The organism is Klebsiella sp. G-Nf4 (assembly GCF_002810615.1).
Taxonomy (GTDB): Bacteria; Pseudomonadota; Gammaproteobacteria; order Enterobacterales; family Enterobacteriaceae; genus Klebsiella; species Klebsiella variicola.
In genome coordinates, this window is record NZ_PION01000001.1 from 185,083 (window position 1) to 210,486 (window position 25,404).

Below are 25,404 nucleotides of genomic sequence, written 5' to 3' on the forward strand. Positions count from 1 at the left end.
GCGATACTAGGGCTTCAGGGCATAGCGAAGCTGATGTTCCCGGCGCGACTGGATGCGCTGTTGCCGCGCCTCATCCCAGCGGTAAAAGCCTTGCCCACTGCGGGCACCGGTGTCGCCTCGCGCCACCTTCTCCGCCACCAGCGACATCATCTCCGTCCCGCTGGCCAGCTCTGGCAGCAGGTGCTGGCAAATATCCTGGACCGTTGCCAGCCCGGTCATGTCCGCTGCCTCCAGCGGGCCGACCATCGCATAGCGGCGGCCCAGCGAGGCGCGCATCACCTGGTCCACCACCTCGGCAGAGGCAATGCCGCTGTGGACGATATGCAGTGCTTCGCGCAGCAGGGCGAACTGCAGCCGGTTGCCGACAAAGCCCGGCGCGGCGCGATTGAGCACCACCGCTTCCAGCGCGCAGGCGGCGCAAAAGTCGCTCACCTGGCGCGCCAGATGGGGCAGCGTGGCGCTCCCGGGCACCACTTCCACCAACGGGATCAGGTGCGGCGGATGCCAGAAGTGGGCGATCAGCAGCCGTTCAGGGTGGCGCATGCCCTGCGCCAGCGAGTCCGGCGGCAGGCCGCTGGTGTTGCTGGCGATAATCGCCTCGTCGGCGATCAGCGTTTCCAGTTCGGCATACAGGGCGTGCTTCAGTGGTAGCCGCTCGGGGATCGCTTCTATCAGCAGCGTGGTGTCGGCCAGGGTATTCAGCGCCGGGGTGGGGGTCAGACGGGCCAGCACGGCGTCGCGGTCGGCGGGATCCTGCTGGCCGCTGGCCTCCAGCTCGCACAGGATGGCGCTGGCCACCGCCGGAACCTCGGCGAGACGCTGCGGATCGGTGTCATACAGGCGGACGGCGTGACCGTGACGGGCGAAATGACAGGCGATGCCGACGCCCATCAGTCCCGCGCCGAGTACCGCCAGGCGTGGTGTAAACATAGTAGCTCCTGTTAACGTTGAAGGGTCATGGCGATGCCCTGGCCGCCGCCGACGCACAGGGTTGCCAGCCCTTTGCTGGCGCCCCGGCGCTGCATCTCATGCACCAGACTGACGAGGATCCGGCAGCCGGAGGCGCCGATGGGATGGCCAAGGGCGATGGCACCGCCGTTGACGTTGACCTTCTCGCTATCCCACTCAAGCAGCTGACCGACGGCCAGCGCCTGGACGGCAAAAGCCTCGTTAGCTTCGATAAGATCCACCTCGTCCAGCGTCCAGCCGGCGCGCTGCAGCGCTTTGCGGCAGGCGCTCACCGGGCCGATGCCCATCACCGATGGGTCGACCCCGGCGACCGCTGAGCTGACAATGCGCGCCAGCACCGGTAGCCCGAGCGCGTGCGCTTTATCGACGCTCATCAGCAGGACCGCCGCGGCGCCGTCGTTCAGCGACGAGGCATTCCCGGCAGTGACGCTGCCGTCAGCGGGACGAAACGCCGGGCGCAGCTGGGCCAGCTGCTGCTCGCTGGTCTCCGGGCGCGGTTGCTCGTCGTCAGTCACGACACGCGGCGGCTTTTTGCCCTGCGGGACGCTGACCGGGACGATCTCCTCACGAAAACGCCCGGCGGCGATGGCGGCCGCCGCTTTGCGCTGGGACCCGGCGGCAAAGGCATCCTGGCGCTCGCGGCTGATGTCGAAGGCGTCGGCGAGGTTCTCGGCGGTAATGCCCATGTGGTAGTCGTTAAAGGCGTCCCACAGGCCGTCCAGAATCATGCTGTCCTGCAGGCTGGCGTGGCCGAAACGCAGGCCGTCGCGGGCGCCATGCATCAGATAGGGGGCATTGCTCATGCTCTCCTGGCCGCCGGCGATGACGATCTCGGCGTCGCCGCAGCGGATCGCCTGCACCGCCTGCTGAACCGCTTTCAGCCCGGAGCCGCACACCAGATTGACGGTGACCGCCGGGGTGTCCACCGGCAGGCCGGCCCGCAGCGCGGTCTGGCGCGCCGGGTTCTGCCCGCAGCCGGCGGTGAGCACCTGGCCGAAAATCAGTTCGTCGACCGCCGCGGCGGGCAACGGGCAGCGTTCAAGCAGGCTGCGTACCACCGCGGCGCCGAGGTCAACGGCGGAAAGCGGGGCGAAGGCGCCGCGAAAGCTGCCGACCGGGGTGCGTACTGCAGCAACAATGGCAATATCGGTCATGATCTCTCCTTAGCTGAAGCGCATTTCGCGCACATCGTCGGCCACGATCAGCCGTCCCGCCGTTTTACGCATCACCTCGTCGGGGCTCACCCCCGGGGCCACCTCGCGCAGGACAAACGCGCCGTCGACAATGTCCAGCAGGGCCAGGTCGGTGAGCACCCGGCGAATACAGCCCACGCCGGTGAGCGGCAGAGTGCACTGCGGCAGCAGTTTGGATTCACCGTTTTTTGAGGCGTGGGTCATCACCACGATGATGTTCTGCGCGCCGGCCACCAGGTCCATGGCGCCGCCCATCCCCTTGACCATTTTTCCAGGGATCATCCATGAGGCGATGTTGCCGGCGACGTCGACCTCAAAGGCGCCAAGAACGGTCAGGTCGACGTGACCGCCGCGGATCATGGCGAACGACTGGGCGGAGTCGAAGATGGCCGCCCCGGTTTGCGCGGTGACGGTCTGCTTGCCGGCGTTAATCATGTCGGCGTCGATTGTGGCTTCGTCGGGAAATTCGCCCATCCCCAGCAGGCCGTTCTCCGACTGGAGCATCACCTCAATACCGGCGGGAATGTAATTGGCCACCAGCGTCGGGATACCGATCCCGAGGTTGACGTAGTCGCCGTCGCGCAGCTCCTGGGCGACGCGCATCGCCATTTGTTCACGGGTCAGCATCTCAGTGCCCTCCGGCGCGCAGGGTGCGCTGTTCAATACGTTTTTCAAATTGCCCGACGATCAGTCGGTCGACATAGATCCCCGGGGTGTGGATGGCGGAGGGCGGCAGTTCGCCCGGCGGCACAATCTCTTCCACCTCCACCACCGTAATACGCCCGGCGGTGGCCATCAGCGGGTTGAAATTCTGCGCGGTATGGCGATAAACCACATTGCCGTACCAGTCGGCTTTCCAGCCTTTGACCAGCGCGAAATCGCCGCGGATCGCCTCTTCAAGGATGTAGTGCCTGCCGTCGAACTGGCGCACCTCTTTGCCTTCGGCGACCGGGGTGCCATAGCCGGTGGCGGTGTAAAAACCGGGGATCCCGGCGCCGCCGGCGCGAATTTTTTCGGCCAGCGTTCCCTGCGGGGTGAGCTCAACCGCCAGCTCGCCGCTCAGCACCAGCTGTTCAAACAGCGCGTTCTCCCCGACGTAAGAGGCCACCACCTTGCTGATCTGGCGTGACTCCAGCAGCATACCGAGACCGAAGCCGTCGACGCCGCAGTTATTGGAGACCACTGTCAGCCCCTGCACCTGGCGACGCTGCACCTCGGCGATCAAGTTCTCGGGAATGCCGCACAGGCCGAAACCGCCAGCAAGCAGCGTCATGCCGTCCGTTAACCCTTCCAGCGCCGCTTCATAGCTGGCGACGCGTTTATCCAGTCCTGCCATCTTGTCTCTCCTGCCTTGCGATAGCCTTATCATTGGCGCTGGAGACTGATTTGATAATTTTGAATTTGTGACCCACTCATTTGGAATTTTAATTAATTTCCTGTTAACTAATTTTTTTCAATTAGTTAACAGGAAGAAAAATGAGAATGAGTGTCAAACAGTTACGCGCGTTTTTAGCGGTAGCTCACACTCTGAATTTCGCCCACGCCAGCGAAAGGCTCAATTTGTCGCAGCCAGCCCTCAGTTTGACCATCAAGGGGTTGGAGGAGGCGCTGGGTGGCGCGCTGCTGCAGCGCAGCACCCGCAAAGTGACCCTTACCCAGGAGGGGGAACTCTTTCTGCCGATGGCCCGTCAACTGCTGGCCGACTGGGATAACGTCGAGGAGGCCATGCGTCAGAGCTTTACCCTGCAGCGGGGTAAAATTTCGGTGGCCGCGATGCCGTCGTTTGCCGCCAACGTCCTGCCGGAGGCGCTGAAGGCCTTTCGCGACCGCTATGCCGGCGTGAACGTCACGGTGCATGACGTGATTAATGAGCAGGTGATCGAGATGGTGCGCGAGGGGCGAGTGGAGATGGGCATTGCCTTCGAGCCATCGCCCACCCACAACCTGCTGTTTACCCCGCTGGCGGTGGACCGCTTCGTGGCGATCGTTCCCCGGCAATCGCCGCTGGCGAAGAAAAAGCAGCTCACCTGGCAGGAGCTGTTGACCCTCGATTTTATTACCCTTCAGCGTCCCTCGGCGGTACGCTTGATGCTGGAGGAGGCGCTGGCGTGCAGCGGTCGCCAGCTGGACGTGGCGCTGGAGAGTCACCAGCTGGTGACGGTGGGAAGAATGGTGGCCAGCGGCCTGGGGGGCAGCGCGGTACCGGCGCTGTGTAAAACGCAGATGACCTCCCTGGGGGCCGTCTGCATCCCGCTCAGCGATCCGCCGATTGAGAAATGCGTCGGCGCGATCCATGCCGGGCATATGCCGCTGTCAAAGGCGGCGCAGGCGCTGCTGGATACGCTGAAAGGGTTCTTGCCGACCTGAGCAGGCGGGAGGGGCAAAAAAAACCGGCCTGCTGGCCGGTTTGACAATCAGATTTTGCAGGCGTCGCCGCAATCGTCATCGGCAACGATCGCCTGCGCTTTTTTGTCCGCTTCTTCCAGACGCTCCGCGTTGCGTTCTTCTGCTTCATCCAGGCCGCTGAAGACCAGGTTGTCGAGATCAATTTCCATAAGTTACCTATCGTTGCTGGTTTTTAATCAGCGTCAAGTATAGGGCAAAACCGCCAGCGGATGTAGCCGCTCTCCGCGCCGAACGCACAGAGCGTTAAGTCGCTGAGCGCCAGGCTTCCCCTACCATAAATAACCGTTGACAGACTGGCGTTGGCTTTATTAATCACCAGGCAGAATGATTTCCTGTGTATATATTAAATGAAAGGACAACGAAGGAGTAATTAAGCGTTGACGAAAAGCTTTTATGTTAATATGCCCGCGATTATGGATGAATCTATGGATCTTAATCAATGGAACATACTGTTGCAGGCGCCATCAAAGAATGGCGTAAACATAATAAAGTGATCGGTCAGGTCAAAATAAACTATAAAAAAATTTTACGAAAATGCAGAGAGCTCTCGCTCGCAGGAGGTAAATACAGAGAATATCAAGAACTTTGTGCAAAATATCAGTGCGCGCGGTTGACAGCCGTAACCAAAGGGCTGGTGCCTTTCGAGGATAAACCATTTAAGGCGTATCTCAATAAACGGCTGTCAAAACGACGCAAGCTGGATATTGCCCACGGTTCACTGAATTTTATTGAGAAAACGTTTCACCCTGATGTCTTGCCGCAGCTGTACAATGTGGCGGATTTTGGTCGCGCGATGTTCTCTATTCCTTTGAAAAATGGCGATAATCTTGACGTTAAGCTGTTGGCGTCGCCGTTTCAGGAGGAGGGGGAGCTGATGCTGCAGCTGTTTCTCGGTGACCGGCGCGTCTATAGCGTCTGTTTTTCCTGTACCGATGATGGCCGCGCCTATATTGGCGGCATCCAGGGCGGGAAAGATATCACCAATGACGAAGTGAAGGTGCTGACTAAAGAGCTGCATGGCACGCGGCCGAAAAATATCATCATGAGCGTGCTGTATGGTTTCCTGCGTTATTTCAGCATCACCACCGTCTACGCGATCGATTCCGATTACCACGTGAAAAGCGATCTGGTGAAAGCCAGTTATTCATCGCTGTGGCTGGAAATGGGTGGTGAGAAACAGGCTCGCGGCTGGTATAAATTACCGGCGCAAGAGATCAAAAAAAGTATTGAAGAGGTGAAAAGTAAGCACCGCAGCCAGTTTATTAAGCGCGAAGGTGTCAAGGAGTTGATTCAGCTCGATATGGCGAACGCCCTGCAGCACATTACGTTGCGAGCACGGGTGAATTAACGCCTCTCATACGCCAGCCGGGCTGCAGGGGGCTGCTGTCCGGCTGGCGATTTCCTCTTTCCCCAGGTCGCTCTGCCGTAGGTTACTGCCCGCTCTCGCAGATTGGCGGTGACGCGGAGGCGGTAAGCAGTGGAGCGCTGCGCCACCATACTATCAGGGCGACAATCGCGATAACGCTCAGCACGCCGAAGGCGGTGGCATAGGAGTAGTGCCCGGCGATAGACCCGGTTAACGCCGGACTCATTGCCGCCCCGGCGCCCTGCATCAGCATCACCACGCTCTGTCCGGCGTTAACGTGCCCGCTGCCGCGCAGCAGCGAGACGATAAAGCTGGGCACCGCCACCCCCAAAATCCCTGCCGCCAGGCCATCAAGAATTTGCACCGGGACCATCATCGCCGGGGCGTCGCTGGACGCCGCCAGCGCCGCGCGGATGGGCATGATCAGCAGCGCCAGCAGGATGCATCGCCAGTAACCGTATTTGTCGATGCTGCCGGCGACCCGGATGGCCACCGGGATCATCACCACCTGCGAAATAATCACCGTGGCGGCAGCAAACAGTCCGGGATTGAGGTGTCCGGGCGCGGCGGCGATCCGCATGCTCAGCATCGGCAACAGCGCGGCATTGGCGAGATGGAACAGCATCAGGGTCACGCCGGCGATCAGCAGCGGCGTATGGCGGAACAGGATGGCAAACCCCGGCAGGGAGGGCGCGGATGCCGCTTCGATGCCCCGGGCGGCGTCATCGTCTATATCGCCGCCGCGGATCGCCAGCAGGGCGACCAGGGTAAGCAGCGTGGTACAGGCCATCAGAATGAAAATGCCGCCGATGCCCCAGTACCAGGCGATAGCCCCGGCCATTAGCGCGGTGAAAAAATTCCCCGCGTGGTTGAAGGCTTCGTTTTTCCCCATCTGGGCGCTAAAGCCGCGCTGTCTGGCAAGACCGAGGGTAATCCCGGCGATCAGCGGTCCGACAAAGGCCGCGCAGATGCCGCTGGCGACTTGCGAGAGGCCGACCACGCTGGTCTTCTGACTAAACCAGAGCAACAGGGTGGTGAGGGTGATCACCAGGCAAACCCCGGCCAGCAGCAAGCGCTTATGCCGCGAGCTGTCGGTGATGAAGCCGGCGGGCAGGGTCGCCAGCAGGCCGGCGATACCGCCGACGGACATCAGCAGGCCAATGTCCTCCGCCTGCCAGTGACGCTGGGTGAGAAAGATCCCCAGAAACGGGCCGAGGCCGTCGCGCACGTCGGCAATAAAAAAGCTGGTCAGACATAAAGCCCGCAGAGAACGAAGCGACATTTTCTACCTTTAGCATGCACGATCTGCGCGTCGGAATGGCCGGGTCGTGGTTACCGGATGCCTTCATCCTTTATCGCACAGTTCGATGAAACAAAAATGTCCCGCGCTCGTCGGGTACCGTGGCTATGCAACATACCCGCTTGCGGCGGCTTTCGCCAGAGGCGTACGAAAGTTCTGTAGCGGCGCAACCGCGACCTTGTCAGGGTCACGCCTCAGGAGGATCAACCTCCCCGGCTTTGACGATCTGCAGGGCGGCGGGGCTCGCCACGGTGCCGCTGGCAGTAATAAACCCCGGATGGACGGCCTCGCCACTGGCGCTGTCCACCAATGCAATATGCGGCGCGCTGTGCAGCACGTGCTGGTGGCCCCATTCCATCAGGGCGAACAGCACCAGCGCCAGGCTACGGCTTTTATCGGTCAGAACATATTCATACCGTTCGCGGGAGCCGGCTTCCCGGTAAGGCACTTTGCTGAGCAATCCCGTTTCGGTCATGGTTTTTAACCGGGTGGTGAGCGTCTGGCGGGTGATATGGGTGTGCGACAGCATCGTTTCAAAGCGCGTCACGCCGTAAAACGCTTCGCGGAGGATCAACAGCACCCAACGGTCGCCGAGGATTTTCGCCCCTTCCGCCAGGCCGCACAGCGCCGGGTCGAGGTAGGGCAGTGATTTATTTTTTGACATCGCGAGAATGACCTTCTACTCTGAGTTTGAATTTTAGACCTAGATGCTAAGGAGAATAGCGTGCCATTTGTTAACGTGCAAACCATTAAAGGGATCATGACCGCGGAACAGAAAAGTGAACTGCTGCGACGGATGACCGATCTGCTGGTGGAGATTGAGGGGCAGGGCGATCCGCAGTTCCGCCAGTCCGTCTGGATCCGCATTGACGAACATGACCCGGAGCAGTGGAGTCTGGGGGGCGTCCAGCCGACGGCCGCGATGATCGCGGCGAAATTTGCCGCCGCGCGGCGCGACGGATCCCCGGAATAAAACGGGCGGCGAAGCCCGGCCCGGCGATCTGACGCAGAAGAGGGGCCAGATCGCCGGGTGATATTGCGATTCGCTATGGTGCAAAAGCGCATTTTGCGGCTAAGGTAACGGTCAGGGAACCCAACAAGCAGGGCGCGATGCCAGACGGCCAGCCTGGCGCCACTCTCAAACCGGTGAAAACAACGGATGTCTACAGAACACATGCTGCCGCTGGCGGTGCAGAACAAAAATATCCTTCGCCTGGCTGCCGCTCAGGCGCTGGCCGGCGCCAACTCGGTGGTCTTCTACGCCACCGGCGCGATTGTGGGTAACGCGATTGCCCCCAGCCCGTCGCTGGCCACGCTGCCGATCACCCTGTTTGTGCTGGGGATGGCGGCCTCCATTCTGCCTTTCGGCGCGCTGGCGCGAACGCGGGGCCGCAAAGCGGCGTTCAGGCTCGGCACTGGCGCCGGGGTGGTGACCGGACTGACGGCCGCGCTGGCGGTAGTGCTGAATTCTTTTCTGCTGTTTTGTCTCGCCGCGATGCTTGGCGGCGCCTATGCCGCCGTGGCGCTCAGTTTTCGTTTTGCCGCCACCGACGGCGTCGCCCCGGCGCGTCGCGCTCGCGCGCTGTCGCTCGTGATGGGCGGCGGCGTGGCCGCCGGGATCATTGGCCCGATGCTGGTCACCGGCACCATGCACCTCTGGCCGGCACATACCTTCGCCGTCACCTTCCTCGCTCAGGCGCTGGTTGCAGTGCTGGCCGCCTTTCTGTTGAGAGGGGTGACGCCGGCGGAGCCCACCGCGGCCAGCGTGCGCGGTGGGCGGCCGCTGCGCGAGATTGTCCGCCAGCCGGGTTTTGCCACTACGGTATTCAGCGGTGCGGTGGCCTATATGGTGATGAATTTTCTGATGACCGCCGCGCCGCTCTCCATGCATATGCACGGCCTTTCCCAGCAGGCCGCTAACCTCGGGATCCAGTGGCATGTGATGGCGATGTACGGCCCGGGATTTTTCACCGGCCGGCTGATCCAGCGCTTCGGCGCAGTGCGAATGGCGGCTGCGGGATTGCTGATCACCGCCGCGTCGGTGGCGGTCGGCCTGAGCGGTCTCGGCGTGTATCATTACTGGCTGTCGCTGATTTTGCTCGGCATCGGCTGGAACTTTGGCTTCACCGGGGCTTCGGCGAAAATCATCGATTTCCACCGCCCGGAAGAGAAGACCCAGGTTCAGTCGCTCAACGATTTTCTGGTCTTCGGCGTAATGATCGTGGGGTCGTTTTCCTCCGGGGTTCTGCTCAACGCCTTCGGCTGGAACGCCGTGCTGTGGGGCTCCCTGGTCCCGGTTGCGGTGGCGTTGTTGACCCTGCTGCTGCTGCGCCCCTTATCCCCACCCCGCGCTTAGCGCCTGGCCTGCCGCTGCGCAGGCCGTCTTTTGCTTTTTTCAGCTATGCATTGCTGAAGTTCATCTAACCCCGTGCACGTAAAAACGTCACAGACGCTACATGCTGTAGTAATCTCTACAACATGACAATGCATCTCTTGATCCTTAACCTGACGACGTCTCAAGCCACGCTGCGCATGCGTGTCTGGCGAACCCTGAAGCAGAGCGGGGCGGCGGTCCTGCGCGATGGGGTCTATCTGCTACCCGACGTGCGCCAGGGCTATGACACTTTCCTCAGCACCTGCCAGGCGATCCGCGCGGAAGGGGGGGCCGGGTATGTTTTCACGATTGAGGCGGCGGAAGAAGAGGCGCTCAGGCCGCTATTCGATCGCCGCGAACAGTACGACGCGCTGTTGCAGGATCTGCAGGCGCTGCAGGGGACGTTATCCAACGACGAACTGGCGGCTCAGCTGAAACAGCTGCGTAAAATTCAGCGTGACTACCGACGGATCGAGGCCATTGATTTCTTTCCGGGGGCCGCCCGGGAGCAAGCCGCTGAGCGACTGGCCACTATCGAGCAGGTCATTAATCAGCGGCTATCGCCGGACGAGCCGCAGTCGGTGGCGGGCGAACTGAGCCTGCTGGACAGAGGCGCCTTTCGCGGCCGGCTGTGGGCCACCCGCCGACGCCCGTGGGTCGATCGTCTGGCCAGCGCCTGGCTTATCCGGCGCTTTATTGACGACGAGGCGCGGTTCCTGTGGCTGGCCGCGCCCGAGACCTGTCCGGCGACGGCGGTCGGTTTTGATTTTGACGGCGCGCCATTCAGCCATGTCGGCACGCTGGTGACCTTTGAAGTACTGGTCCGGCGTTTTGCGCTGGAGGCGGTGATCCCCGACAGTCTGGGGCGGTTGATCCACTTCCTGGACGTCGGTGGGGTACCGACCCCGGAGGCGGCGGGCGTGGAGAGTGTTCTTGCAGGGCTGCGGGAAACCATTACGGACGATGACCAACTGCTGGCGACAGCTTGCTCGCTGTTCGACGGCTTACTGAGGTCCTGTGAAATGAGGTCTGGCAATCATGAGCAAAACGGTCGTTCTTCCGCAGACTGACAGTCCTTCCGTCGTCGCTTCCGTCTCCTTCTGGCAGGCATTTCGCTTTTGGCTCAAGCTTGGCTTCATCAGCTTCGGCGGGCCTGCCGGGCAGATCGCCATGATGCACCAGGAGCTGGTGGATAACCGACGCTGGATATCGGAAGGGCGATTCCTGCATGCGCTCAATTTTTGTATGGTCCTGCCCGGCCCGGAGGCCCAGCAGCTGGCGACCTATATCGGCTGGCTGATGCATAAAACCTGGGGAGGCGTCATCGCCGGGGTGCTGTTTATTTTGCCCTCTCTGCTGTTGCTTATTGTCCTGGCGTGGATCTATCTCGTCTGGGGGGATGTCGCGGTGGTGGCGGGGATTTTTTATGGCATCAAACCCGCCGTGGCGGCGATAGTATTGCAGGCGGCGCACCGCATCGGCTCGCGGGCGCTGAAAAATGGCGCCTACTGGGCCATCGCTGCCGCTGCTTTTGTCGCTATTTTTGCGCTGAACGTTCCTTTTCCGCTGATCGTCCTCGCCGCGGCACTAGTGGGTTTTATCGGCGGACGGCTGGCGCCGGCGATATTCGGCAAAGCGGACGCCCACCGTGCGCAGAGTCACCCTGGCGGAGCCGCCATCATTGATGACACGACGCCGATCCCGGCCCATGCCATTTTCAGCTGGCGGCGTACCTCCCAGGTGCTGATCGCCGGGATGCTGCTGTGGCTGGTGCCGATGGCCGCTCTGACGCTAATGTTGGGCTGGGCGCATCCGCTGACCCAGATGAGCTGGTTCTTTACCAAAGCCGCGCTGATGACCTTTGGCGGGGCATATGCCGTCTTACCTTATGTTTACCAGGGGGCGGTGACCCACTATGGCTGGCTGACGGCAGGGCAGATGATGGACGGCCTCGCCCTTGGGGAATCGACCCCCGGACCGTTGATCATGGTGGTGACCTTTGTCGGGTTTGTCGGCGGCTACACCAAAGCGGTGTTGGGCGTCGATGATGTGCTGCTGGGGGGCATCGCGGCGGCGTGCCTGGTGACATGGTTTACCTTTTTGCCCTCGTTCATCTTTATTCTCGCCGGCGGGCCGTTTATTGAAACGACCCATAATAAGGTGGGATTTACCGCGCCGTTGACCGCCATCACCGCCGCGGTGGTGGGCGTTATCCTGAATCTGGCGCTGTTTTTTATCTGGCATAGCGTCTGGGGACCGTCCGGTTTCGACCCGTGGTCCGCAGCCATTGCCCTGGGCGCCGCCGGGCTGCTGTTTCGCTATAAGTGGAAGCTGACCTGGGTACTGGCCGCCGCCGCCGCAGTAGGGCTTATCGTCCATATGGCGGGACTGTCCGGCGCAGGATAAGGTCGGCGTTGGGCTGAGAGAAACGTGGCCAGATGGGGGATTGGGGAGGGAGGCCAGTGCCTGAGCTGGCCCTGGCCGGATGGGTGGCAATGTCTTTATTTTTCAACGCGTGCTAAATATCTCCCACTGAATAACCTCATCACCAAAATCGGGCGGCGTAATTAAAATGCTTCATTTGATGTTCGTCGACATAGGAGCTGGTTCCATCATTTTTTGAATCCTTGCCGGAGACCGTATTCCCCGAGATATATTGTGGCACCCCATTAACTATACCTGTGTAAATGCCGGCATGATCTCCTGGTTTTTGACCATTAGCCTGGATGGGATAATCAACTCTTAAAACAATATCGCCATCGGCAATGTCAGAAATGGCTATTATTTTCCCGAGTGCTAATGACTCCTGATAGAATTTCTCTACGCTGGCAGTTTTAGGCAGGCCGGGAATGCCAGCCTGCCAGCTACACCAGTAGACAAAAGCCATACACCATGGCGAGCCGGGTGCGCTGCCCGCCGCTTTGAGATAGGTATCTACCATCGGGCCAGAATTGCTGTTAAGCGGCTGCTCTTTGACATTAAGCTGACTTCTTGCTTTTTCTATCAAGTCGTTACCATTAGGCATGGTCTTATCCTCGTCATATTGGTTGGTGTAATCGTGAATATAGAGATAGCTGCTACGAGTTTTTCTTCATCCAGTCGTACATAATAAGGACATGGTCTGCATAGATTTGTGCCCGTTCGCCCTTGCCGTTATAGAGGCGGATCGTCTCGCGTAAATCCCCACTGGCGGACTGGTTTTTGAGTTTTAATTCACTCATCACCCGCACCAGACAACTTGGGAGATCTCGCCATTGCTTGTTCAGGAAAAAGCTGGGGTCTGTCAAAATGTGCTGCAAGTCGTACTGGAATATTCCGTAACCTTTATAGACCCAATCCTTAGGTCCCATCTTTCTGAGCGCTCTGGTACGGTTTGCCTCATCGATAAACTCAGCGGTGACCTGATCGCCATACTTCTTACGAAAAATGGCGGTATTTGCAGGAAACGCGTTACGGCTGGTGCCTGGGGCATCACCGCTGGCATCAAAAACACAGCGGGCAACAATTTCGTTGGCACTCATCTGATTTATCCAGTTGAGCCATATCGGGGCGGTTTCCTTGGCGGCGATAGCGCAAATCAGCAAAGCATCGAAAGGGGTGCCAGATACGGCCTTCTCTATCTCGGAACCAAAGTGTTGCATTAACCAGTCACGGCACTGAAGGGCCTGGTCACGACGGAGAGGCGGTTTTGAAGCCGTTGAGCGTATCAATGAAGAGACGTCCGGGGGGGACCACTGAGCCGGTGCTATCCCGGTTTTCGGCTCAGGAAACGCCGCTATTGCCTTGCCGAATAACGCATCGTGGGTCAACCTGCCCACGACGCCATCGACAATTAAATCGCGTACGCTACGCTGGAAGGCTTCCACTGAGAGCCGAGTGGCATTGCCAAAAATACCGTCCGAAGTTCCACAAGGGGGTTGCACTCCGAGCGTGGTCAGCGCCTTTTGTACGGCACGTACATCTTCACCCCGCATCAGCGGAAAACAATAAAACAGGTCACGTGGTTCGCTCATGGTATCAACCTTATACACAGGTGGAGGGAAGACCTGGGCCACCGATGGCAGCGGCATTGACGGTCTGCTGGAGACGTATTGCTATCTCGCCCGTGGCTGGCGGTTGCCCCTGAAGACCGCCCAGGGCGCGTATTCGGGCATCACGGGCGGCCTGACAGCGCTCGGCCTGAGGCAGGTCGGTACGCTGAGCCAGACTGAGGAATGCATTACTGGTGGTAAGCGCGCGGGATGGATTCGGCGGTAACTGGTCCAGTTTTGCCACGGCTTCACGTGTCATTGCCACCGCCTCAGCGGGTTGCTTAAAGGGGGCTGAGCAGGTCAAAGCAAGGACCTGGTTTTCTATCAGATGTGTCTCATCTTCGCTGCCTCTGGCGGCGGCAGAAGATGCAAGCGCATAATCGTTTACCGCATTGTCCATATTGGCCCGGGTCGATGGGGTCGGCATTGGACAGCGAGCCCCCGCCTGAGACTCATTCATCGCGAGTTTGAGGTAGGCATGGCCCCGAATTGCGTAGAACTGCCGACAGACTTCACTACTCTGAGAGGGATCGTTGCAGGACGTCGCTGGTGTTTCCGCAATGATTGCGTCGTACTGCCCGTTGTTTTGCAACTGTTTCATGTGGGCCAGTTGCATGGTGGCACAGGCAGTCAGCAGGCATAGCAAGCTGGCCAGGTTGATGTAACGTTGCATCAGCTTCATAACTTGAGATCCGCAATGGCCTGGACAAAGTCGACGTTCGCCCGGCGTGCAGCATCGACAAGCATGATCAGCAGGTCGAATGCAGCCCTGCTGTCTGCGGGATTGGCGACCATGCTTGAAACACCAGAGACCAGATTGATAAGTTGATTGATGTCCGTAGCACTCAAATTGTTCAACGCTGCGCTGGCTGCGCCCAAGGCTTGAGACGCCGGGGATGTCAGGCTTGCGCGTACTTTGCTGGCGATCTCTTCCGTAATGTCACCCTTGCCATAGAGTGCGAGGAGAGATTGCTGGAGCTCGGTAACGATAGATATGGCTTGCTCGCAGTCATGGACGATGTCAGCAGCGACGTTTCCGTTGGGCCCATAGGCCTCATTGAGCACAGACACAGGATCGTCGGCTGCCAGCACATTCGCCAGGACGCTATCCACCTCTGCCGGTGGCCGTGCGGCAAAAAAGGGGAAGGCTGCTGGGGCGTTCTCCAGGGCGGCACGGGTCAGGGGGAGGGTGAGTGTCCCGCTTTCAACCAGCCCTTGGGCCAGCGGGGCTGCCAGTACGCGAGCGCGCCAGCGCTTGAACTGATCGGAACCCAGTTTAGCGCCGACACCCAGCAGCATCACGATCCCCGCGATGGGGCCTAATGCCGGCATGGCCGGTGCCACTAAGGGTGCCGCTTTGCTTAAAAGGACACTCAATGGTGAAGTGGCGCCGGTCAGGATATTGACGACTTGATTGAGTTCGTCAAGTTGATCGGAGGTGACATCTTTCTTACTGAGATTACGCAAGGCATTAATAATGCTCTCTGCGCGGGTAATAGTATTGTTCAGGTCTCCGGGTAGAACATCTCCCAGTCCAGTAGGCAATGAGTTAGTCTGTGGGAGCATTGCCAGTAATGCCTTCGCTAAGGCTAACTGCCGTTGCGTTTTGTCGAGCAGAGAATCGACATCCGCCGTACTTTGTATTTTTTTGGCAAGCTGCATTTTCTGGTCGGCATCATTTTGCGCTCTCTCCGCTTGCCTGGTTTGCTCTTGCGCCGCTTGCTGTGCATTGGCGACGATATTATTTGTCGTAGCCGTTGAAGCTGCCGCCCGGGTGCCAAAGTAATAGCCAAAAACGCCGGTAATAATGCCATTGAGATACCCGGCAATCTCCGGGGTGGTGCCCAGTTGAGAACTGAATAGCAACAGAGGCAGGCCCACAACGGCTACGATCAGCGCTAAAATAGCCCGAACTGTGCCTTCAGGCAGCCCCATGGGCAGGTCTTTGAGTTGCGCCACCTTATCGATATTTTCCCCGGCGAAACCCAGCAGCCTAAAATACCGAGAAGATAGCCACCAGAGAAAAGACACCATACCTGTGCCGACTAAGAAAACGATGAGGGCAATAAAGGCCTTGAACCCGCTGCCAGTCTCTTTCGAGGGCCAGGAAATGGGGTGTAAACCGAGATAAGTAAAAAGCTTGGCAACGATAAATATCGATACACCCATCATCACAATTTGCAGTGGGAGTTTACAAATCCTTGCCCAGTTTATTTTTGATTGGTCAGTCATAGTCACCTCATCGATGTGGGGCCGTTATTGGCAGGACGTCATAATGAGGCATCCTGAATTAACGCAAATATTGATTATGTTTTTCAATGCCATAGGTTTTAGTTATCACTCGCCTCCGTTATCGCAAACCAGATTAATTGATAGGCGGGATGCCAATGCTTGTTGTTGCGAGATTAATATGAGTAAAAATAACCGTGGTGGCTACATGTTTCCTGTATTCTCTAACCGCCAAATATAAACACTATTAATGACTAAAAAAGTTCATTATGTGCAAAAGATATAATGCCTTTGAATGCGTCATGACTGCTCTGTAATTTATGAGTTTTTCATGTTTATTTGTTTTTTATTAATTATGATGAAAAAACAGTTTCCACCAATAAGAATAGTGGTAGAGGTAATCCAAATAAAAAATGACTGCGCTGCGTGTAATTTTCTTCATCATATTCACCAGTGATTTTTAGTGAGTCTGATAAAATAATGGTCATAACAAGCATATCTATCCGCGGAATTAATCCACGATAATAAATTTATCGTCGCTTTTTTGATGAGTATAACGGAGGAAACAGAGACGCCACTCATTCATATGAATGAGTGGCGTAAAAAAACTCGCCGCGCGGGCAGGAGGAAGAGAAGCGGGCCAGCGACCGGTTAGCGCGCCCCGCAATGGGGCGCTCAGGTCGTGGGGGTTTCGCGGGTGGCCAGTGCCAGCGGGTTGCTGTCCAGCTCCAGCTGGTCGCGCAGCGCCCAGCCGCGCAGCTTGCCGGGGTTAAGCAATCCCGCCGGGTCGAGAGACTGTTTCACCGCCACGACGTCGGGGCGAATCACGCCCTGTTTGCCGTCCTCAACCTGCAGTACGTGGGGGTTGTTAATCTTGACGTCGTTGTCGCGAAATATCTGCATGATGGCGTTGAGCCGCGCGGGCGTGGTATAGCGCACCAGTTGCAGACCGCTGGCGGTGACATTGCCCTCGATATCGCGCAGGAATTCAATATGGGAAATCACCTCCCCGGCGAAGTGCTGCTCCATCTGTAAAATTTGCTGCGGATAGCGCAGCGGATCAAACGCCGTCTGCAGATAAGTCAGCGTATTGTCCACCTTGAGCGCATGCAGGGTGGTGTGGTTCCAGCAGTATTCCATTAACGAGGCGTTTTGCGTCCGGGCCTCGTCGCTGGCCTGACGGATGGCGTTGCACCCGCGATGGCGCTGTAACAGGTTGGCGCAGAGTCCTTCGCTCTCCTCGGCGATCAGGCTGATAACCGCATGCTGCCCGGTGCGGTAACGATCGTTGAGGTGGCTAAAGTAGTCGGCGATCGGCGTGGCCAGTAGCGCGACCTGACGTTTCACCAGCCCCGGCGAGCGGACGCAGGCGTTGGCATAGTTCAGCGCATCGGCGAAATCGTCAAACACGTCCAGGCGTTCTATCCACTGGTGCACGGGCGCCAGCGCCAGCTCAACCTCCAGGATAATGCCGTTGGTGCCGTAGGCGTGATGCAGCAGCAGCGCTTCGGGAGCCGGGACGGTCAGTACGCGGGGGACCGGCTCGACGGTCATCACTTTGACGCTGAGCACATTGCCGGGCGCCGCCAGCGGCCCATAGTTGATGGAGCCGATGCCGCCGAACCCGCCGCCGTAGAGGCCGCCCAGGCTCGCCAGGCGGTAGGTCGACGGCATGCAGCGCAGCTCCCATCCCGTTGGGCGGGCGGCGGTTTCGATGTCTGCCAGACGAATGCCGGCCTGGGCGCGTACCGTGCCGTTGCCGAGGGCGACGATCTGGTTGAGTCCGGTCATATCGACCAGCAGCCCGCCTTCGAGGGGGACCAGTTGGCCATAGTTGCCGGTGGCGCTGCCGCGCAGGGTCAGCGGCAGCTGGTGCTGCGCGCAGGCGGCGACCAGCTGGCGCAGCTCCTCTTCGTCGCGTGGGCGAACCACCGCGTCCGCCTGTTTCCCCGCCAGTTGCTCAGTGAGTACCGGACTGAACCAGTGAAAATCGCGGGAAAGCCGTTTGATCTTCGCCGGCTGTAAGGTCCACTCCAGCGTCGGGAGTGCCTGCTGGATCGCCGCGACCGCGTGTTGACGCTGCTCATCAGTCATCATTTTTCTTCCTGTTCGTCAGCAAAACATTAATGAGATTGCACGGCTTCGCTTTCATGCCAGGCGCTGAGCGCCCGGCGCGAAACCCAGGACATCACGCCAAACAGAGCGATCCCGGCGAGAGAGATCAGCAGCAGCGCGGCAAACATCAGCGGAATATCCAGCTGGTAGCCAGCCTGCAGGATCTGATAGGCCAGACCGGTATTGGTCCCGCCGGTCCCGGCGACAAACTCCGCCACCACCGCGCCAATCAGCGACAGCCCACTGGAAATACGCAGCGCGCCGAAGAAATAGGGCAGCGCCGAGGGGATACGCAGCCGCACCAGCGTTTGCCAGCGGCTGGCGTGATTGAGGCGAAAATAGCTCAGCAGGCCGGGGGAGACGCTGCGCAGGCCCTGAGTGGTATTGGAGATGATGGGAAACACCGCCATCAGGGTGGCGCACACCACCAGCGAGAGCGTGGCATCCTTCACCCAGATGATGATCAGTGGGGCGATGGCGACAATCGGCGTCACCTGCAAAAACACGATGTAGGGAAACAGGGCGGTTTCCACAAAGCGGTTCTGCACCAGGATAAACGCCACCGCGGCGCCAATGACAATCGACAGCAGAAACGAGATCAGGGTGATCTTGAGGGTGAACAGCAGCGCCAGCAGCAGCGGCGTGAGATGTGTCCACAGGCTTTCCAGCATCACCAGCGGCGACGGCACCAGAAAGGCCGGGATGCGAAAATAGCTCACCGCGCCCTGCCACAGGAGCACCACCGCCACCGCGACGAGGGTCGGATAGAGAATTTTGAGAAAACGCGGATGCTGGACCCACGGCGTTGAGGTTGTATTTTTCATATTATGACTCCATGCCGGACTGGCTGGCCTGCAACAGACTGTCCTGCAGCTGACGGGCATACAGGGAAAAGGCCGGACTGACGCGGAACGCCTCGCTGCGCGGGAACGGCTCGCGGATGGCGATATCTTCGACCACCCGTCCGGGACGGGCCGCCATCATGATCACCCGCTGTGAGAGAAACACCGCTTCGTGGATCGAGTGGGTGACGAACACCACCGTCAGGTTCTGCTCCTGCCAGAGACGCAACAGGTCGCTGTCGAGTTTGTTACGCGTAATTTCATCGAGCGCGCCGAAGGGCTCATCCATCAGCAGCAGCTTTGGCCGGGTGACCAGGCCGCGGGCGATGGAGACGCGCATTTGCATGCCGCCGGAGAGTTCGCGCGGCAGGACGTCGGCGAATTTGCCCAGCCCCACCAGCTCAAGGACTTCACTCACCCGGGTATTACCTTCCGCGCGCGGCACGCCGGCCAGATCCAGCGGCAACCTGACGTTATTGCGCACGCTGCTCCACGGCATCAGGGTGGCTTCCTGGAAGACGAACGAGAGCGGATGCTGGGCTTTCTCCCGGCTATCGCGCCGCCACAGCATCAGCTTGCCGTCGCTGGGCTCCACCAGGCCGGCGACCATTTTCAGCAGCGTACTCTTCCCGCAGCCGGACGGGCCGAGCAGGGTAATAAACTCCCCCTGATTGATGGTCAGGTTAACGGGCAGCAGCGCCCGGGTACCGTTGCTGTAGATCTTCTCCGCCGACAGCACCTCGATGGCCGGGGTGGCAGAGGCGGGCGTAAAGCGGGTGTCGCTCATCACGGTCAGTTTCGGGGCGGTATTCATGGCATCACTCCGGCGTCTTTGACCATCTCCAGGGTGTAAGTCTGCTCAAACGGCACCTTGCTGGCGTCGATCAGTTTGTTTTTCACCAGCATGTCCCAGGTTTTCTTCAGCCGCGGCTCGGTGATGATGCCGATGCCGCCGGTCTTGGCATCGCCGCCGGTTACCAGCTGGTACTGCTTCATCTGGGCAATACCAAAGGCGATCTGCTCGGCGCCCATTTGTGGATTTGCTTTACCGATCAGACTGTTGCCGGGGGTGGGATCCTGCAGGTAACTTTTCCAGCCCTCCATGGAGGCTTTGACGAAGGCCGCCACCGCCGCCGGACGTTTGCGGATGGTGTCCGCCATACAGATAATCGAGTTGCCGTAGGGCGGGTAGCCCCAGTCGCTGAGCGGATAGACATAGAACGGCTGCCCGCCTTTGGCGACGGAGAACGGCTCGGAGGTCACGTAGCCCTGCTGCACCAGATTTTTATCGGCGAGGAACGGCTGGACGTTAAAGGTATAGGGGCGCACTTTGCTGCCAGCCAGACCCAGCTCGCTCTTCGCCCACGGCCAGAAAGAGGTATAGGCCTCGGTGGCGAGCAGGAAGGTTTTGTCTTTAAGCTCCGCCGGGTTCTCCACTTTATCATGGGTGATAAACACCGTCGGCGAGTGCTGGAACACGGTGGCGACGGTCACCGCATGTACCCCGGCCTGCCAGGTCTCCAGCGCCTGACCGTTGTCGCCAAGGGTACAATCCGCCTGACCGGCCGCCATCAACTGCATGACGTTGATCTGCGGACCGCCCATTTTAATCTCGACATCGAGACCGGCGTGCTGATACAGCCCGGTGGCCTGGGCCTGGTAAAACCCGCCGTGCTCGGCCTGGGCATACCAGTTGGTGAGAAACGTAAACTTCTCCGCCGCGAAGCCGGAGGCTGAGGTGGCGAGGGCGGCCACGGTCAGCAGGGTAAAAACGGGCGTCGATCTGGTATTCATCAGGGCTCCTTGGATTCAGCAGCGAAAGAGGGGGGGAGGGACTGCACAAAGCCGTGCCAGTGCTGTTTGCCCCAGGTCGGTTCGTGACGTTCGACCCAGGCCATGCGGTGGATCTCGATGATCGCTTGCGCCCAGCTGGCGGCGAGGGAGTCGAGAAGCCCTTCGCCTTGCTCCCGCGTCGCCGGGGTCGGGTCGCCAATCACCCCGCTGGGGCCAAAGTCATAGGACGCCCACGCCGCCGCCGGACGGCCTTTCGACAGGGTTGGGCAGGGGAATTCCGGCGGGAAGTTGGCGACGGCCCGTTCCATATGAACGCACTCCGGGGCCAGCGCCAGCATCAGCGCCGTTTCGCTATGCCCGGCGTGCATCGCCATCCGTTGTTCATGCGGGCTGAGAAACTGTTTTTCGCAGTTGGGCACGTTGAACACGTCGTGGGAGATGGCGATGAAATCCCCGTGGCGCAGGCGCATTTCCCGGCTGGCTATCTGCAGGATCTGCGGCTGGCCGCCGTGGCCGTTGATCATCAGCAGCTTGCGAAAACCGGCCCGATAGAGGGATTCGGCGATCTCCAGCACGGTATGCAGCAGCGTATCGCCGCTGAGGGTCAGGGTGCCGGGAAAATGCAGATGCTCCTCTGACTTACCGTAGGTGATCGGCGGGATGGCGTAGGCCGGGATCGCTGCCGGTAGCCGGGCAAGGGCATGGCCCGCCACGCCGGAAGATATCACGCTGTCCACCGAGCAGGGCAGATGCGGACCGTGCTGTTCGATCGCCCCGGTGGGGAGGACGATAACCGTGTTGCTTTTATCCGGCAGGGCGGCCACGTCCGTCCAGCTCAGAAAAGGGAGAAAGCGCGCTGCAGGAATGTAACCGTTAATCATCGCGGAGCCTCGGAGTTAAATGACGGGGGTAACCAGACGGTTGCTTCAACTTCAATCAATACCGTGGCGTCGGGCAGCATTTCGCTGACCTGGACCACGGTGGAAACAGGCGGCTGGTCGGGATAAAACAGCTTCCTGACCCGGCTGTAATAGGGAAAATGGTCAAGGTTGCGAAAGTACTGCACCAGCTTGATAACGTCGCTCATCTGCCCTCCCGCGGACTCCACGGTGCGGCGGATGCTTTCCAGTACGTACCAGCTCTGGGCGAGGATCGGGCCCTGTTTCGCATCGGTCGAAAATTCGCCGGTCGCCCCCAGCAGCTCTCGCACCGGCTCAGGCACATCCTGAAAGCCGTTGACGATGGTGCCGGTCAGGGGATTGACCGGAATAATGCCGGAGAGAAAAATAAAATCACCGGCTCTGCGCCAGGCGGCATACCGCGCCAGCGGCGCCCCCGCGCCTGTTTCAAGACTCATGTGCCATCTCCTCTTGCCACACGCGCCGGTGGGTTAACCTGCCGTGGTTAACCACCAGACGGGCGGCGCTGTTTAAAGGCCAGGTAAAACGGTCGCTACCCGGGAAAATCACCACGCTGGCCGCCGCGCCGATGGCAAAGGGCGCCGCGTCTGCCGGCGAACCGGTTAACGCCGCGCGATCGCAGATCAGCCGCGATTGCCGATCGAACAGCTCGCTGAGCTGGGCGCTGAACAGGCCGCAGGCCAGGGTGTCCAGCGGGTCATAGCTCCCCGCCGGGCAGAAGGCATCCTGTACGTTGTCGCAGCCGAGCAGGGTGGCCACGCCGGCGGCCTGCGCCTCGTGCAGCAGGGTGATCCCCCGCTGGCGCGGCGTGCGACCGAACGTCGCATCCTGCAGCAGCAGGTTGGTCATCGGCAGAGCGATAAGGGTGACCCCGTGCGCCGCCAGCTGGCGCAGGATCGGCGCCGCCTGTTCGTCGCTGCCGGCGGCCAGCGCGCAGCCGTGGCTGCAGCAGATATGCCCGGGAAAAGGGTGGCGGGAGAGATGGTCCGCCAGCCAGGTCAGCCCCTGAGACACCTCGCTGAGCTCCTCATCAATATGCAAATCCAGATCCAGCTCCCAGCGGGCCGCGCTACGCAGCAGGTTTGCCATGGCGGCGGCGTCCCAGTTGGAGGAGTGGATGAAGCCGCCCAGCAGGCAGCGCTCCCCGCTGGTGGCGACCATTCGGGCAATGGCCCCGGCGTCCGCCGGATCGCGAAACAGGGTCAGCGGGACCAGCGCCACCCGCTCCAGGGTGATGCCGACGGTGTCGAGGCGGGCGATCTCCTGCCAGGCGTCCGGTGCGTCGGTGGTAAACCAGTCGATATGGCTACGCAAATGGGTCACGCCATTTTCTGCCGCCCGGGCCAGCGCGGCGGACGCCCGACGTTGAATATCCGCCCTGGTCCAGTGCTGGCGATCCTCGTGCATGGCGTGGATCGCCGCCAGCAGCCCGGCCTGCGCCGGACGGCAGCGTTCAATGGTAAAGGTCTTGTCCAGATGGGCATGAGGTTCCACCAGGCCGGGGAGCGTCAGGGCCCCCGCCAGGTCCCACAGGCCGGGAGTCGGCTGGTCGGTCGGGGTCAATGCGGCAATCCGGCCGTCGCGAAAGGTCAGGTCCGCCAGCAGCGGTTCACCGTTGGCCTGCGTCGGCCAGCCGTCGGGCAGCGCCCAGGCCGGGAGTCGGGCGCGGCTGATACCGGCGAGCGGCGCGGAAGAGGAGGGGAACGTCATCGTCAGTCTCCTCACAGATCCAAAACCAGAACCGGCGATTTCGCCCGCGAACAGCAGAGCGTGATCTGGTCGTTGCCCGCTTTCTCTTCCGCCGTCAGCACGCTGTCCCGGTGTTCGGGGATCCCGTCGAGGACCCCGGTAATACACGACCCGCACATTCCCTGTTCGCAGGAGAGCATCACCTCCACGCCGGCGTGCTGTAATACCTGAGCAATGGTTTGATCCGCGGCGACCTGCAGGCGCTGCCCGCTGGAGGCCAGCTCAATATAAAACGCATTTTTCGCCGCAGTATTATTTTCCGTCGCGGGAGTAAAACGCTCGAAGACGAATTGCGACGGCGACCAGCGATATTCCTCCATGACCGACTGCAGTCGCTGAATAAAACCCTCCGGGCCGCAGGCGACCACTGTGGTTTCAGGATCGGGCGTGGTTAAGCAGGCGGGGATCCGCTGGCGAAACGACGCGCCTTCCTCGCTACAGTGGATCGCCACCGTGCCGCCCGCAGCCAGCTGGGTCAGGCGCGGGGAGAAGGCCGTCTGGCGCGCGCTGGCGACATAATAATGCAGCTCCAGCGCCCCCTTTCTGGCGGCAATCGCTTCAGCCATCGCCAGCAAAGGCGTGATGCCGATACCGCCGGCAAACAGCAGGTAGCGCCCGGCCTGCGGCAGGGGAAAATGGTTGCGCGGAGGCGAAATGGAGAGCCGATCGCCGGCTTTGAGCTGCTGGTGCATATAGCGTGAGCCGCCGGTGGAGGTGTCAGCCAGCCTGACGCAAACTTCATAGTCTTTGCCGCGGTCAGGCATGCCGCACAGGGAATACTGCCGTGGGCCAACGCCGGGAATAATAATATCGATATGCGCCCCGGCAGAGTAGGCCGGTAATATTTCCCCGGCCGCCGCCTGCAATATTACGGATAGATTTCCCTGTCCGTTGGGGCGTATTTCCCCGACCGAGACCGAAATAAGATCGTGGCTGTGCATTAACGTTTACTCTCCCTCATTCCGCTGTCTGCAGGGCGGCCAGGGTCGGCGAAGAGATAACTCCCCCTTCGCGGTAAACTGTCCGGCGTGCAAGAAAATGGGTGAAACGATCGTTTCTCCGCTATGAATGCTACGGTATTGTGATAAAACTGTTGCGTCCAGAGCTTTGATTCGCACAACCCGTTGCAAAAAAGAGAGCACCCAAACCATGTTTGCCTTCTCCCGATTTCTGCTCTATTTCACCGAAGTGGCCCGTCAGGGATCGTTTCGTAAAGCGTCAGAGGCGTTGCATGTGTCGGCGTCTTCCATCGACCGTCAGATTTTGCGCGTGGAACAGGAGCTGGCGATGCCGCTCTTCGAGCGCCATCCCACCGGGCTGCGGCTGACCGCCGCCGGGGAGCTGCTCCTGCACGCGGCCAATAACTGGAAAAAGGACTTTACCCGGGTCTGCGAGCAGCTGGATGACCTGCGAGGGTTGCGGCGGGGGCATGTGCGTATCGCTACCATCGATGCCATTAACCGGCATTTTTTTTCGACGATGCTCAAAGAGGTGCATAAACATTATCCCAACATCTCTTTTACATTGACCACCATGAACAATATCCACATTCAGCAGGCGCTGATCTCCGGCGAGGCGGATTTCGGCATCATGCTCAATCCCCAGACCTCCCGCGAACTGCAGGTGCGGGCGTTTGCCGAGATGAATATGGGTATCGTAGTGCCGACCGGCCATCCGCTGGCCAGCCGCAGCGCCGTGCGCTTTAGTCAGTGCATCGACTACCCGTTTATCCTGCCGTCCGCCCCATTGATGATCAGCGAGCCGGTGGAGGCGCTGGTGAACATCAGCGGCAACGAGGTGAAGGAGGTGGCGGTGTCGAACAACATTCACATGATCCGCACCCTGATCAAAGAGCAGATGGGCATCGGCATCCTGTGTCGGCTGGATATTCTCGATGAGATCGAGTCCGGCCAGCTGGCGTTTGTACCGCTAACCGATCCGCAGCTTAAGCCTTTCACGCTGGCGCTGTGCGTCTCGCCCGCCCGCCAGCTTTCCCTCGCCGCCTCGATGATGTTGAACCAGCTGGAGATGCTCTTTAGTCAGCTGTGAGAGACCGGGCAGGCACTAAAATCATTCATTAACGCACCATGATGGTGCTTTTTTTGTGTGCATGAAT

Annotated in this window: 26 protein-coding genes; 7 read left to right on the plus strand and 19 right to left on the minus strand. The window is 59.9% G+C overall.

Going from position 1 to position 25,404, the window contains the following annotated elements; all coding sequences use genetic code 11:
- Window positions 1-6: 6 nt before the first annotated feature.
- From CWM57_RS00925 to CWM57_RS00940, 4 genes are read right to left on the minus strand one after another with little or no spacing between them, the layout of a single operon-like run.
- Entirely contained in the window at window positions 7-930 is a 924-nt protein-coding gene (locus tag CWM57_RS00925) for a 3-hydroxyacyl-CoA dehydrogenase family protein (RefSeq protein ID WP_074385616.1), read from the minus strand.
- Window positions 931-941: 11 nt separating this feature from the next.
- Complete coding sequence (locus CWM57_RS00930) at window positions 942-2,123, minus strand: acetyl-CoA C-acetyltransferase (RefSeq protein WP_074385617.1); 1,182 nt, start codon at window positions 2,121-2,123, stop codon at window positions 942-944.
- 9 nt (window positions 2,124-2,132) lie between these two features.
- Window positions 2,133-2,789, minus strand: coding sequence for a CoA transferase subunit B (locus CWM57_RS00935; protein ID WP_012541466.1), 657 nt, complete (start codon window positions 2,787-2,789; stop codon window positions 2,133-2,135).
- Window position 2,790: 1 nt separating this feature from the next.
- Window positions 2,791-3,498 carry a CoA transferase subunit A gene (locus CWM57_RS00940; protein WP_074385618.1) on the minus strand — a complete coding sequence of 236 codons (708 nt, stop codon included), beginning with the start codon at window positions 3,496-3,498 and terminating at the stop codon, window positions 2,791-2,793.
- Between the two features lie 140 nt (window positions 3,499-3,638).
- Between CWM57_RS00940 and CWM57_RS00945 the strand changes: the two genes are divergently transcribed.
- Window positions 3,639-4,529, plus strand: a complete 891-nt coding sequence (locus tag CWM57_RS00945; protein ID WP_165784113.1) for a LysR family transcriptional regulator — start codon at window positions 3,639-3,641, stop codon at window positions 4,527-4,529.
- A 47-nt stretch (window positions 4,530-4,576) separates the two neighbouring features.
- Here the strand turns inward: CWM57_RS00945 and CWM57_RS00950 are convergent, their stop codons facing one another.
- Complete coding sequence (locus tag CWM57_RS00950) at window positions 4,577-4,717, minus strand: hypothetical protein (protein WP_002908189.1); 141 nt, start codon at window positions 4,715-4,717, stop codon at window positions 4,577-4,579.
- Between the two features lie 290 nt (window positions 4,718-5,007).
- Here CWM57_RS00950 and CWM57_RS00955 point away from each other — a divergent pair, with 290 nt between their 5' ends.
- A complete protein-coding gene (locus tag CWM57_RS00955) occupies window positions 5,008-5,916 on the plus strand; it encodes a DUF535 family protein (RefSeq protein ID WP_077268379.1) in 909 nt (302 codons plus the stop codon).
- Between the two features lie 82 nt (window positions 5,917-5,998).
- On the opposite strand, the gene CWM57_RS00960 is transcribed toward CWM57_RS00955, so the two are convergent.
- Window positions 5,999-7,216, minus strand: a complete 1,218-nt coding sequence (locus CWM57_RS00960) for an MFS transporter (protein ID WP_074385622.1) — start codon at window positions 7,214-7,216, stop codon at window positions 5,999-6,001.
- Window positions 7,217-7,421: 205 nt separating this feature from the next.
- Window positions 7,422-7,898, minus strand: a complete 477-nt coding sequence (locus CWM57_RS00965; RefSeq protein WP_061154321.1) for a winged helix-turn-helix transcriptional regulator — start codon at window positions 7,896-7,898, stop codon at window positions 7,422-7,424.
- Window positions 7,899-7,958: 60 nt separating this feature from the next.
- Here CWM57_RS00965 and CWM57_RS00970 point away from each other — a divergent pair, with 60 nt between their 5' ends.
- From CWM57_RS00970 to chrA, 4 genes are all read left to right on the plus strand, one after another.
- Window positions 7,959-8,207, plus strand: coding sequence for a tautomerase family protein (locus tag CWM57_RS00970; RefSeq protein ID WP_004175772.1), 249 nt, complete (start codon window positions 7,959-7,961; stop codon window positions 8,205-8,207).
- Between the two features lie 186 nt (window positions 8,208-8,393).
- A complete protein-coding gene (locus CWM57_RS00975) occupies window positions 8,394-9,590 on the plus strand; it encodes an MFS transporter (protein ID WP_227520631.1) in 1,197 nt (398 codons plus the stop codon).
- A gap of 128 nt (window positions 9,591-9,718) precedes the next feature.
- The gene (locus CWM57_RS00980) at window positions 9,719-10,678 is read left to right on the plus strand and encodes a chromate resistance protein ChrB domain-containing protein (RefSeq protein WP_100630619.1); all 960 of its coding nucleotides are present in this window, start codon (window positions 9,719-9,721) and stop codon (window positions 10,676-10,678) included.
- Window positions 10,647-12,014, plus strand: coding sequence for a chromate efflux transporter (gene chrA / locus CWM57_RS00985; RefSeq protein WP_100630618.1), 1,368 nt, complete (start codon window positions 10,647-10,649; stop codon window positions 12,012-12,014). Before CWM57_RS00980 ends, chrA begins: the two co-directional genes overlap by 32 nt.
- A gap of 139 nt (window positions 12,015-12,153) precedes the next feature.
- Here the strand turns inward: chrA and CWM57_RS00990 are convergent, their stop codons facing one another.
- The 12 genes from CWM57_RS00990 to CWM57_RS01045 form a co-directional block, all read right to left on the minus strand.
- Entirely contained in the window at window positions 12,154-12,633 is a 480-nt protein-coding gene (locus CWM57_RS00990; protein WP_100675482.1) for a hypothetical protein, read from the minus strand.
- A 52-nt stretch (window positions 12,634-12,685) separates the two neighbouring features.
- Window positions 12,686-13,621 (minus strand): peptidoglycan-binding domain-containing protein, encoded by a 936-nt coding sequence (locus CWM57_RS00995; protein ID WP_074385626.1) that lies wholly within the window; start codon window positions 13,619-13,621, stop codon window positions 12,686-12,688.
- Window positions 13,622-13,631: 10 nt separating this feature from the next.
- Window positions 13,632-14,321, minus strand: coding sequence for a hypothetical protein (locus tag CWM57_RS01000; RefSeq protein WP_100675483.1), 690 nt, complete (start codon window positions 14,319-14,321; stop codon window positions 13,632-13,634).
- Window positions 14,318-15,871 (minus strand): hypothetical protein, encoded by a 1,554-nt coding sequence (locus CWM57_RS01005; RefSeq protein ID WP_100675484.1) that lies wholly within the window; start codon window positions 15,869-15,871, stop codon window positions 14,318-14,320. Before CWM57_RS01005 ends, CWM57_RS01000 begins: the two co-directional genes overlap by 4 nt.
- Window positions 15,872-16,543: 672 nt before the next feature.
- A complete protein-coding gene (locus CWM57_RS01010; RefSeq protein WP_165784115.1) occupies window positions 16,544-17,965 on the minus strand; it encodes an FAD-binding oxidoreductase in 1,422 nt (473 codons plus the stop codon).
- 26 nt (window positions 17,966-17,991) lie between these two features.
- Window positions 17,992-18,807: an ABC transporter permease gene (locus CWM57_RS01015; RefSeq protein WP_004175779.1), complete on the minus strand. Its 816-nt coding sequence runs from the start codon at window positions 18,805-18,807 to the stop codon at window positions 17,992-17,994.
- Between the two features lies 1 nt (window position 18,808).
- Window positions 18,809-19,639, minus strand: coding sequence for an ABC transporter ATP-binding protein (locus CWM57_RS01020; RefSeq protein ID WP_004175785.1), 831 nt, complete (start codon window positions 19,637-19,639; stop codon window positions 18,809-18,811).
- Window positions 19,636-20,619, minus strand: coding sequence for an ABC transporter substrate-binding protein (locus CWM57_RS01025; protein ID WP_061154331.1), 984 nt, complete (start codon window positions 20,617-20,619; stop codon window positions 19,636-19,638). Before CWM57_RS01025 ends, CWM57_RS01020 begins: the two co-directional genes overlap by 4 nt.
- Window positions 20,619-21,500 (minus strand): creatininase family protein, encoded by an 882-nt coding sequence (locus CWM57_RS01030; protein ID WP_100675485.1) that lies wholly within the window; start codon window positions 21,498-21,500, stop codon window positions 20,619-20,621. The genes CWM57_RS01025 and CWM57_RS01030 overlap by 1 nt, the downstream gene beginning before the upstream one ends.
- Window positions 21,497-21,976, minus strand: coding sequence for a RidA family protein (locus tag CWM57_RS01035; RefSeq protein ID WP_100630612.1), 480 nt, complete (start codon window positions 21,974-21,976; stop codon window positions 21,497-21,499). The genes CWM57_RS01030 and CWM57_RS01035 overlap by 4 nt, the downstream gene beginning before the upstream one ends.
- A complete protein-coding gene (locus CWM57_RS01040) occupies window positions 21,966-23,249 on the minus strand; it encodes an amidohydrolase family protein (protein WP_100675486.1) in 1,284 nt (427 codons plus the stop codon). Before CWM57_RS01040 ends, CWM57_RS01035 begins: the two co-directional genes overlap by 11 nt.
- A gap of 11 nt (window positions 23,250-23,260) precedes the next feature.
- Window positions 23,261-24,229 (minus strand): PDR/VanB family oxidoreductase, encoded by a 969-nt coding sequence (locus CWM57_RS01045; protein WP_074385634.1) that lies wholly within the window; start codon window positions 24,227-24,229, stop codon window positions 23,261-23,263.
- A 208-nt stretch (window positions 24,230-24,437) separates the two neighbouring features.
- Between CWM57_RS01045 and CWM57_RS01055 the strand changes: the two genes are divergently transcribed.
- Window positions 24,438-25,337 carry a LysR family transcriptional regulator gene (locus tag CWM57_RS01055; protein WP_061154336.1) on the plus strand — a complete coding sequence of 300 codons (900 nt, stop codon included), beginning with the start codon at window positions 24,438-24,440 and terminating at the stop codon, window positions 25,335-25,337.
- Window positions 25,338-25,404: the final 67 nt, after the last annotated feature.

Coding starts and splice junctions, on each gene's coding strand:
- CWM57_RS01055 (WP_061154336.1), top strand. CDS start 24,438: ATGTTTGCCTTCTCCCGATTTCTGCTCTATTTCACCGAAGTGGCCCGT.
- CWM57_RS01030 (WP_100675485.1), bottom strand. CDS start 21,500: ATGATTAACGGTTACATTCCTGCAGCGCGCTTTCTCCCTTTTCTGAGC.
- CWM57_RS01040 (WP_100675486.1), bottom strand. CDS start 23,249: ATGACGTTCCCCTCCTCTTCCGCGCCGCTCGCCGGTATCAGCCGCGCC.
- CWM57_RS00935 (WP_012541466.1), bottom strand. CDS start 2,789: ATGCTGACCCGTGAACAAATGGCGATGCGCGTCGCCCAGGAGCTGCGC.
- CWM57_RS01025 (WP_061154331.1), bottom strand. CDS start 20,619: ATGAATACCAGATCGACGCCCGTTTTTACCCTGCTGACCGTGGCCGCC.
- CWM57_RS00960 (WP_074385622.1), bottom strand. CDS start 7,216: ATGTCGCTTCGTTCTCTGCGGGCTTTATGTCTGACCAGCTTTTTTATT.
- CWM57_RS00980 (WP_100630619.1), top strand. CDS start 9,719: ATGCATCTCTTGATCCTTAACCTGACGACGTCTCAAGCCACGCTGCGC.
- CWM57_RS01045 (WP_074385634.1), bottom strand. CDS start 24,229: ATGCACAGCCACGATCTTATTTCGGTCTCGGTCGGGGAAATACGCCCC.
- CWM57_RS00965 (WP_061154321.1), bottom strand. CDS start 7,898: ATGTCAAAAAATAAATCACTGCCCTACCTCGACCCGGCGCTGTGCGGC.
- CWM57_RS00990 (WP_100675482.1), bottom strand. CDS start 12,633: ATGCCTAATGGTAACGACTTGATAGAAAAAGCAAGAAGTCAGCTTAAT.
- CWM57_RS00925 (WP_074385616.1), bottom strand. CDS start 930: ATGTTTACACCACGCCTGGCGGTACTCGGCGCGGGACTGATGGGCGTC.
- CWM57_RS00930 (WP_074385617.1), bottom strand. CDS start 2,123: ATGACCGATATTGCCATTGTTGCTGCAGTACGCACCCCGGTCGGCAGC.
- CWM57_RS01035 (WP_100630612.1), bottom strand. CDS start 21,976: ATGAGTCTTGAAACAGGCGCGGGGGCGCCGCTGGCGCGGTATGCCGCC.
- CWM57_RS01020 (WP_004175785.1), bottom strand. CDS start 19,639: ATGAATACCGCCCCGAAACTGACCGTGATGAGCGACACCCGCTTTACG.
- CWM57_RS00955 (WP_077268379.1), top strand. CDS start 5,008: ATGGAACATACTGTTGCAGGCGCCATCAAAGAATGGCGTAAACATAAT.
- CWM57_RS00995 (WP_074385626.1), bottom strand. CDS start 13,621: ATGAGCGAACCACGTGACCTGTTTTATTGTTTTCCGCTGATGCGGGGT.
- CWM57_RS01000 (WP_100675483.1), bottom strand. CDS start 14,321: ATGAAGCTGATGCAACGTTACATCAACCTGGCCAGCTTGCTATGCCTG.
- CWM57_RS00940 (WP_074385618.1), bottom strand. CDS start 3,498: ATGGCAGGACTGGATAAACGCGTCGCCAGCTATGAAGCGGCGCTGGAA.
- CWM57_RS00975 (WP_227520631.1), top strand. CDS start 8,394: ATGTCTACAGAACACATGCTGCCGCTGGCGGTGCAGAACAAAAATATC.
- CWM57_RS01015 (WP_004175779.1), bottom strand. CDS start 18,807: ATGAAAAATACAACCTCAACGCCGTGGGTCCAGCATCCGCGTTTTCTC.
- CWM57_RS00950 (WP_002908189.1), bottom strand. CDS start 4,717: ATGGAAATTGATCTCGACAACCTGGTCTTCAGCGGCCTGGATGAAGCA.
- CWM57_RS01005 (WP_100675484.1), bottom strand. CDS start 15,871: ATGACTGACCAATCAAAAATAAACTGGGCAAGGATTTGTAAACTCCCA.
- CWM57_RS00945 (WP_165784113.1), top strand. CDS start 3,639: ATGAGAATGAGTGTCAAACAGTTACGCGCGTTTTTAGCGGTAGCTCAC.
- chrA (WP_100630618.1), top strand. CDS start 10,647: ATGAGCAAAACGGTCGTTCTTCCGCAGACTGACAGTCCTTCCGTCGTC.
- CWM57_RS01010 (WP_165784115.1), bottom strand. CDS start 17,965: ATGATGACTGATGAGCAGCGTCAACACGCGGTCGCGGCGATCCAGCAG.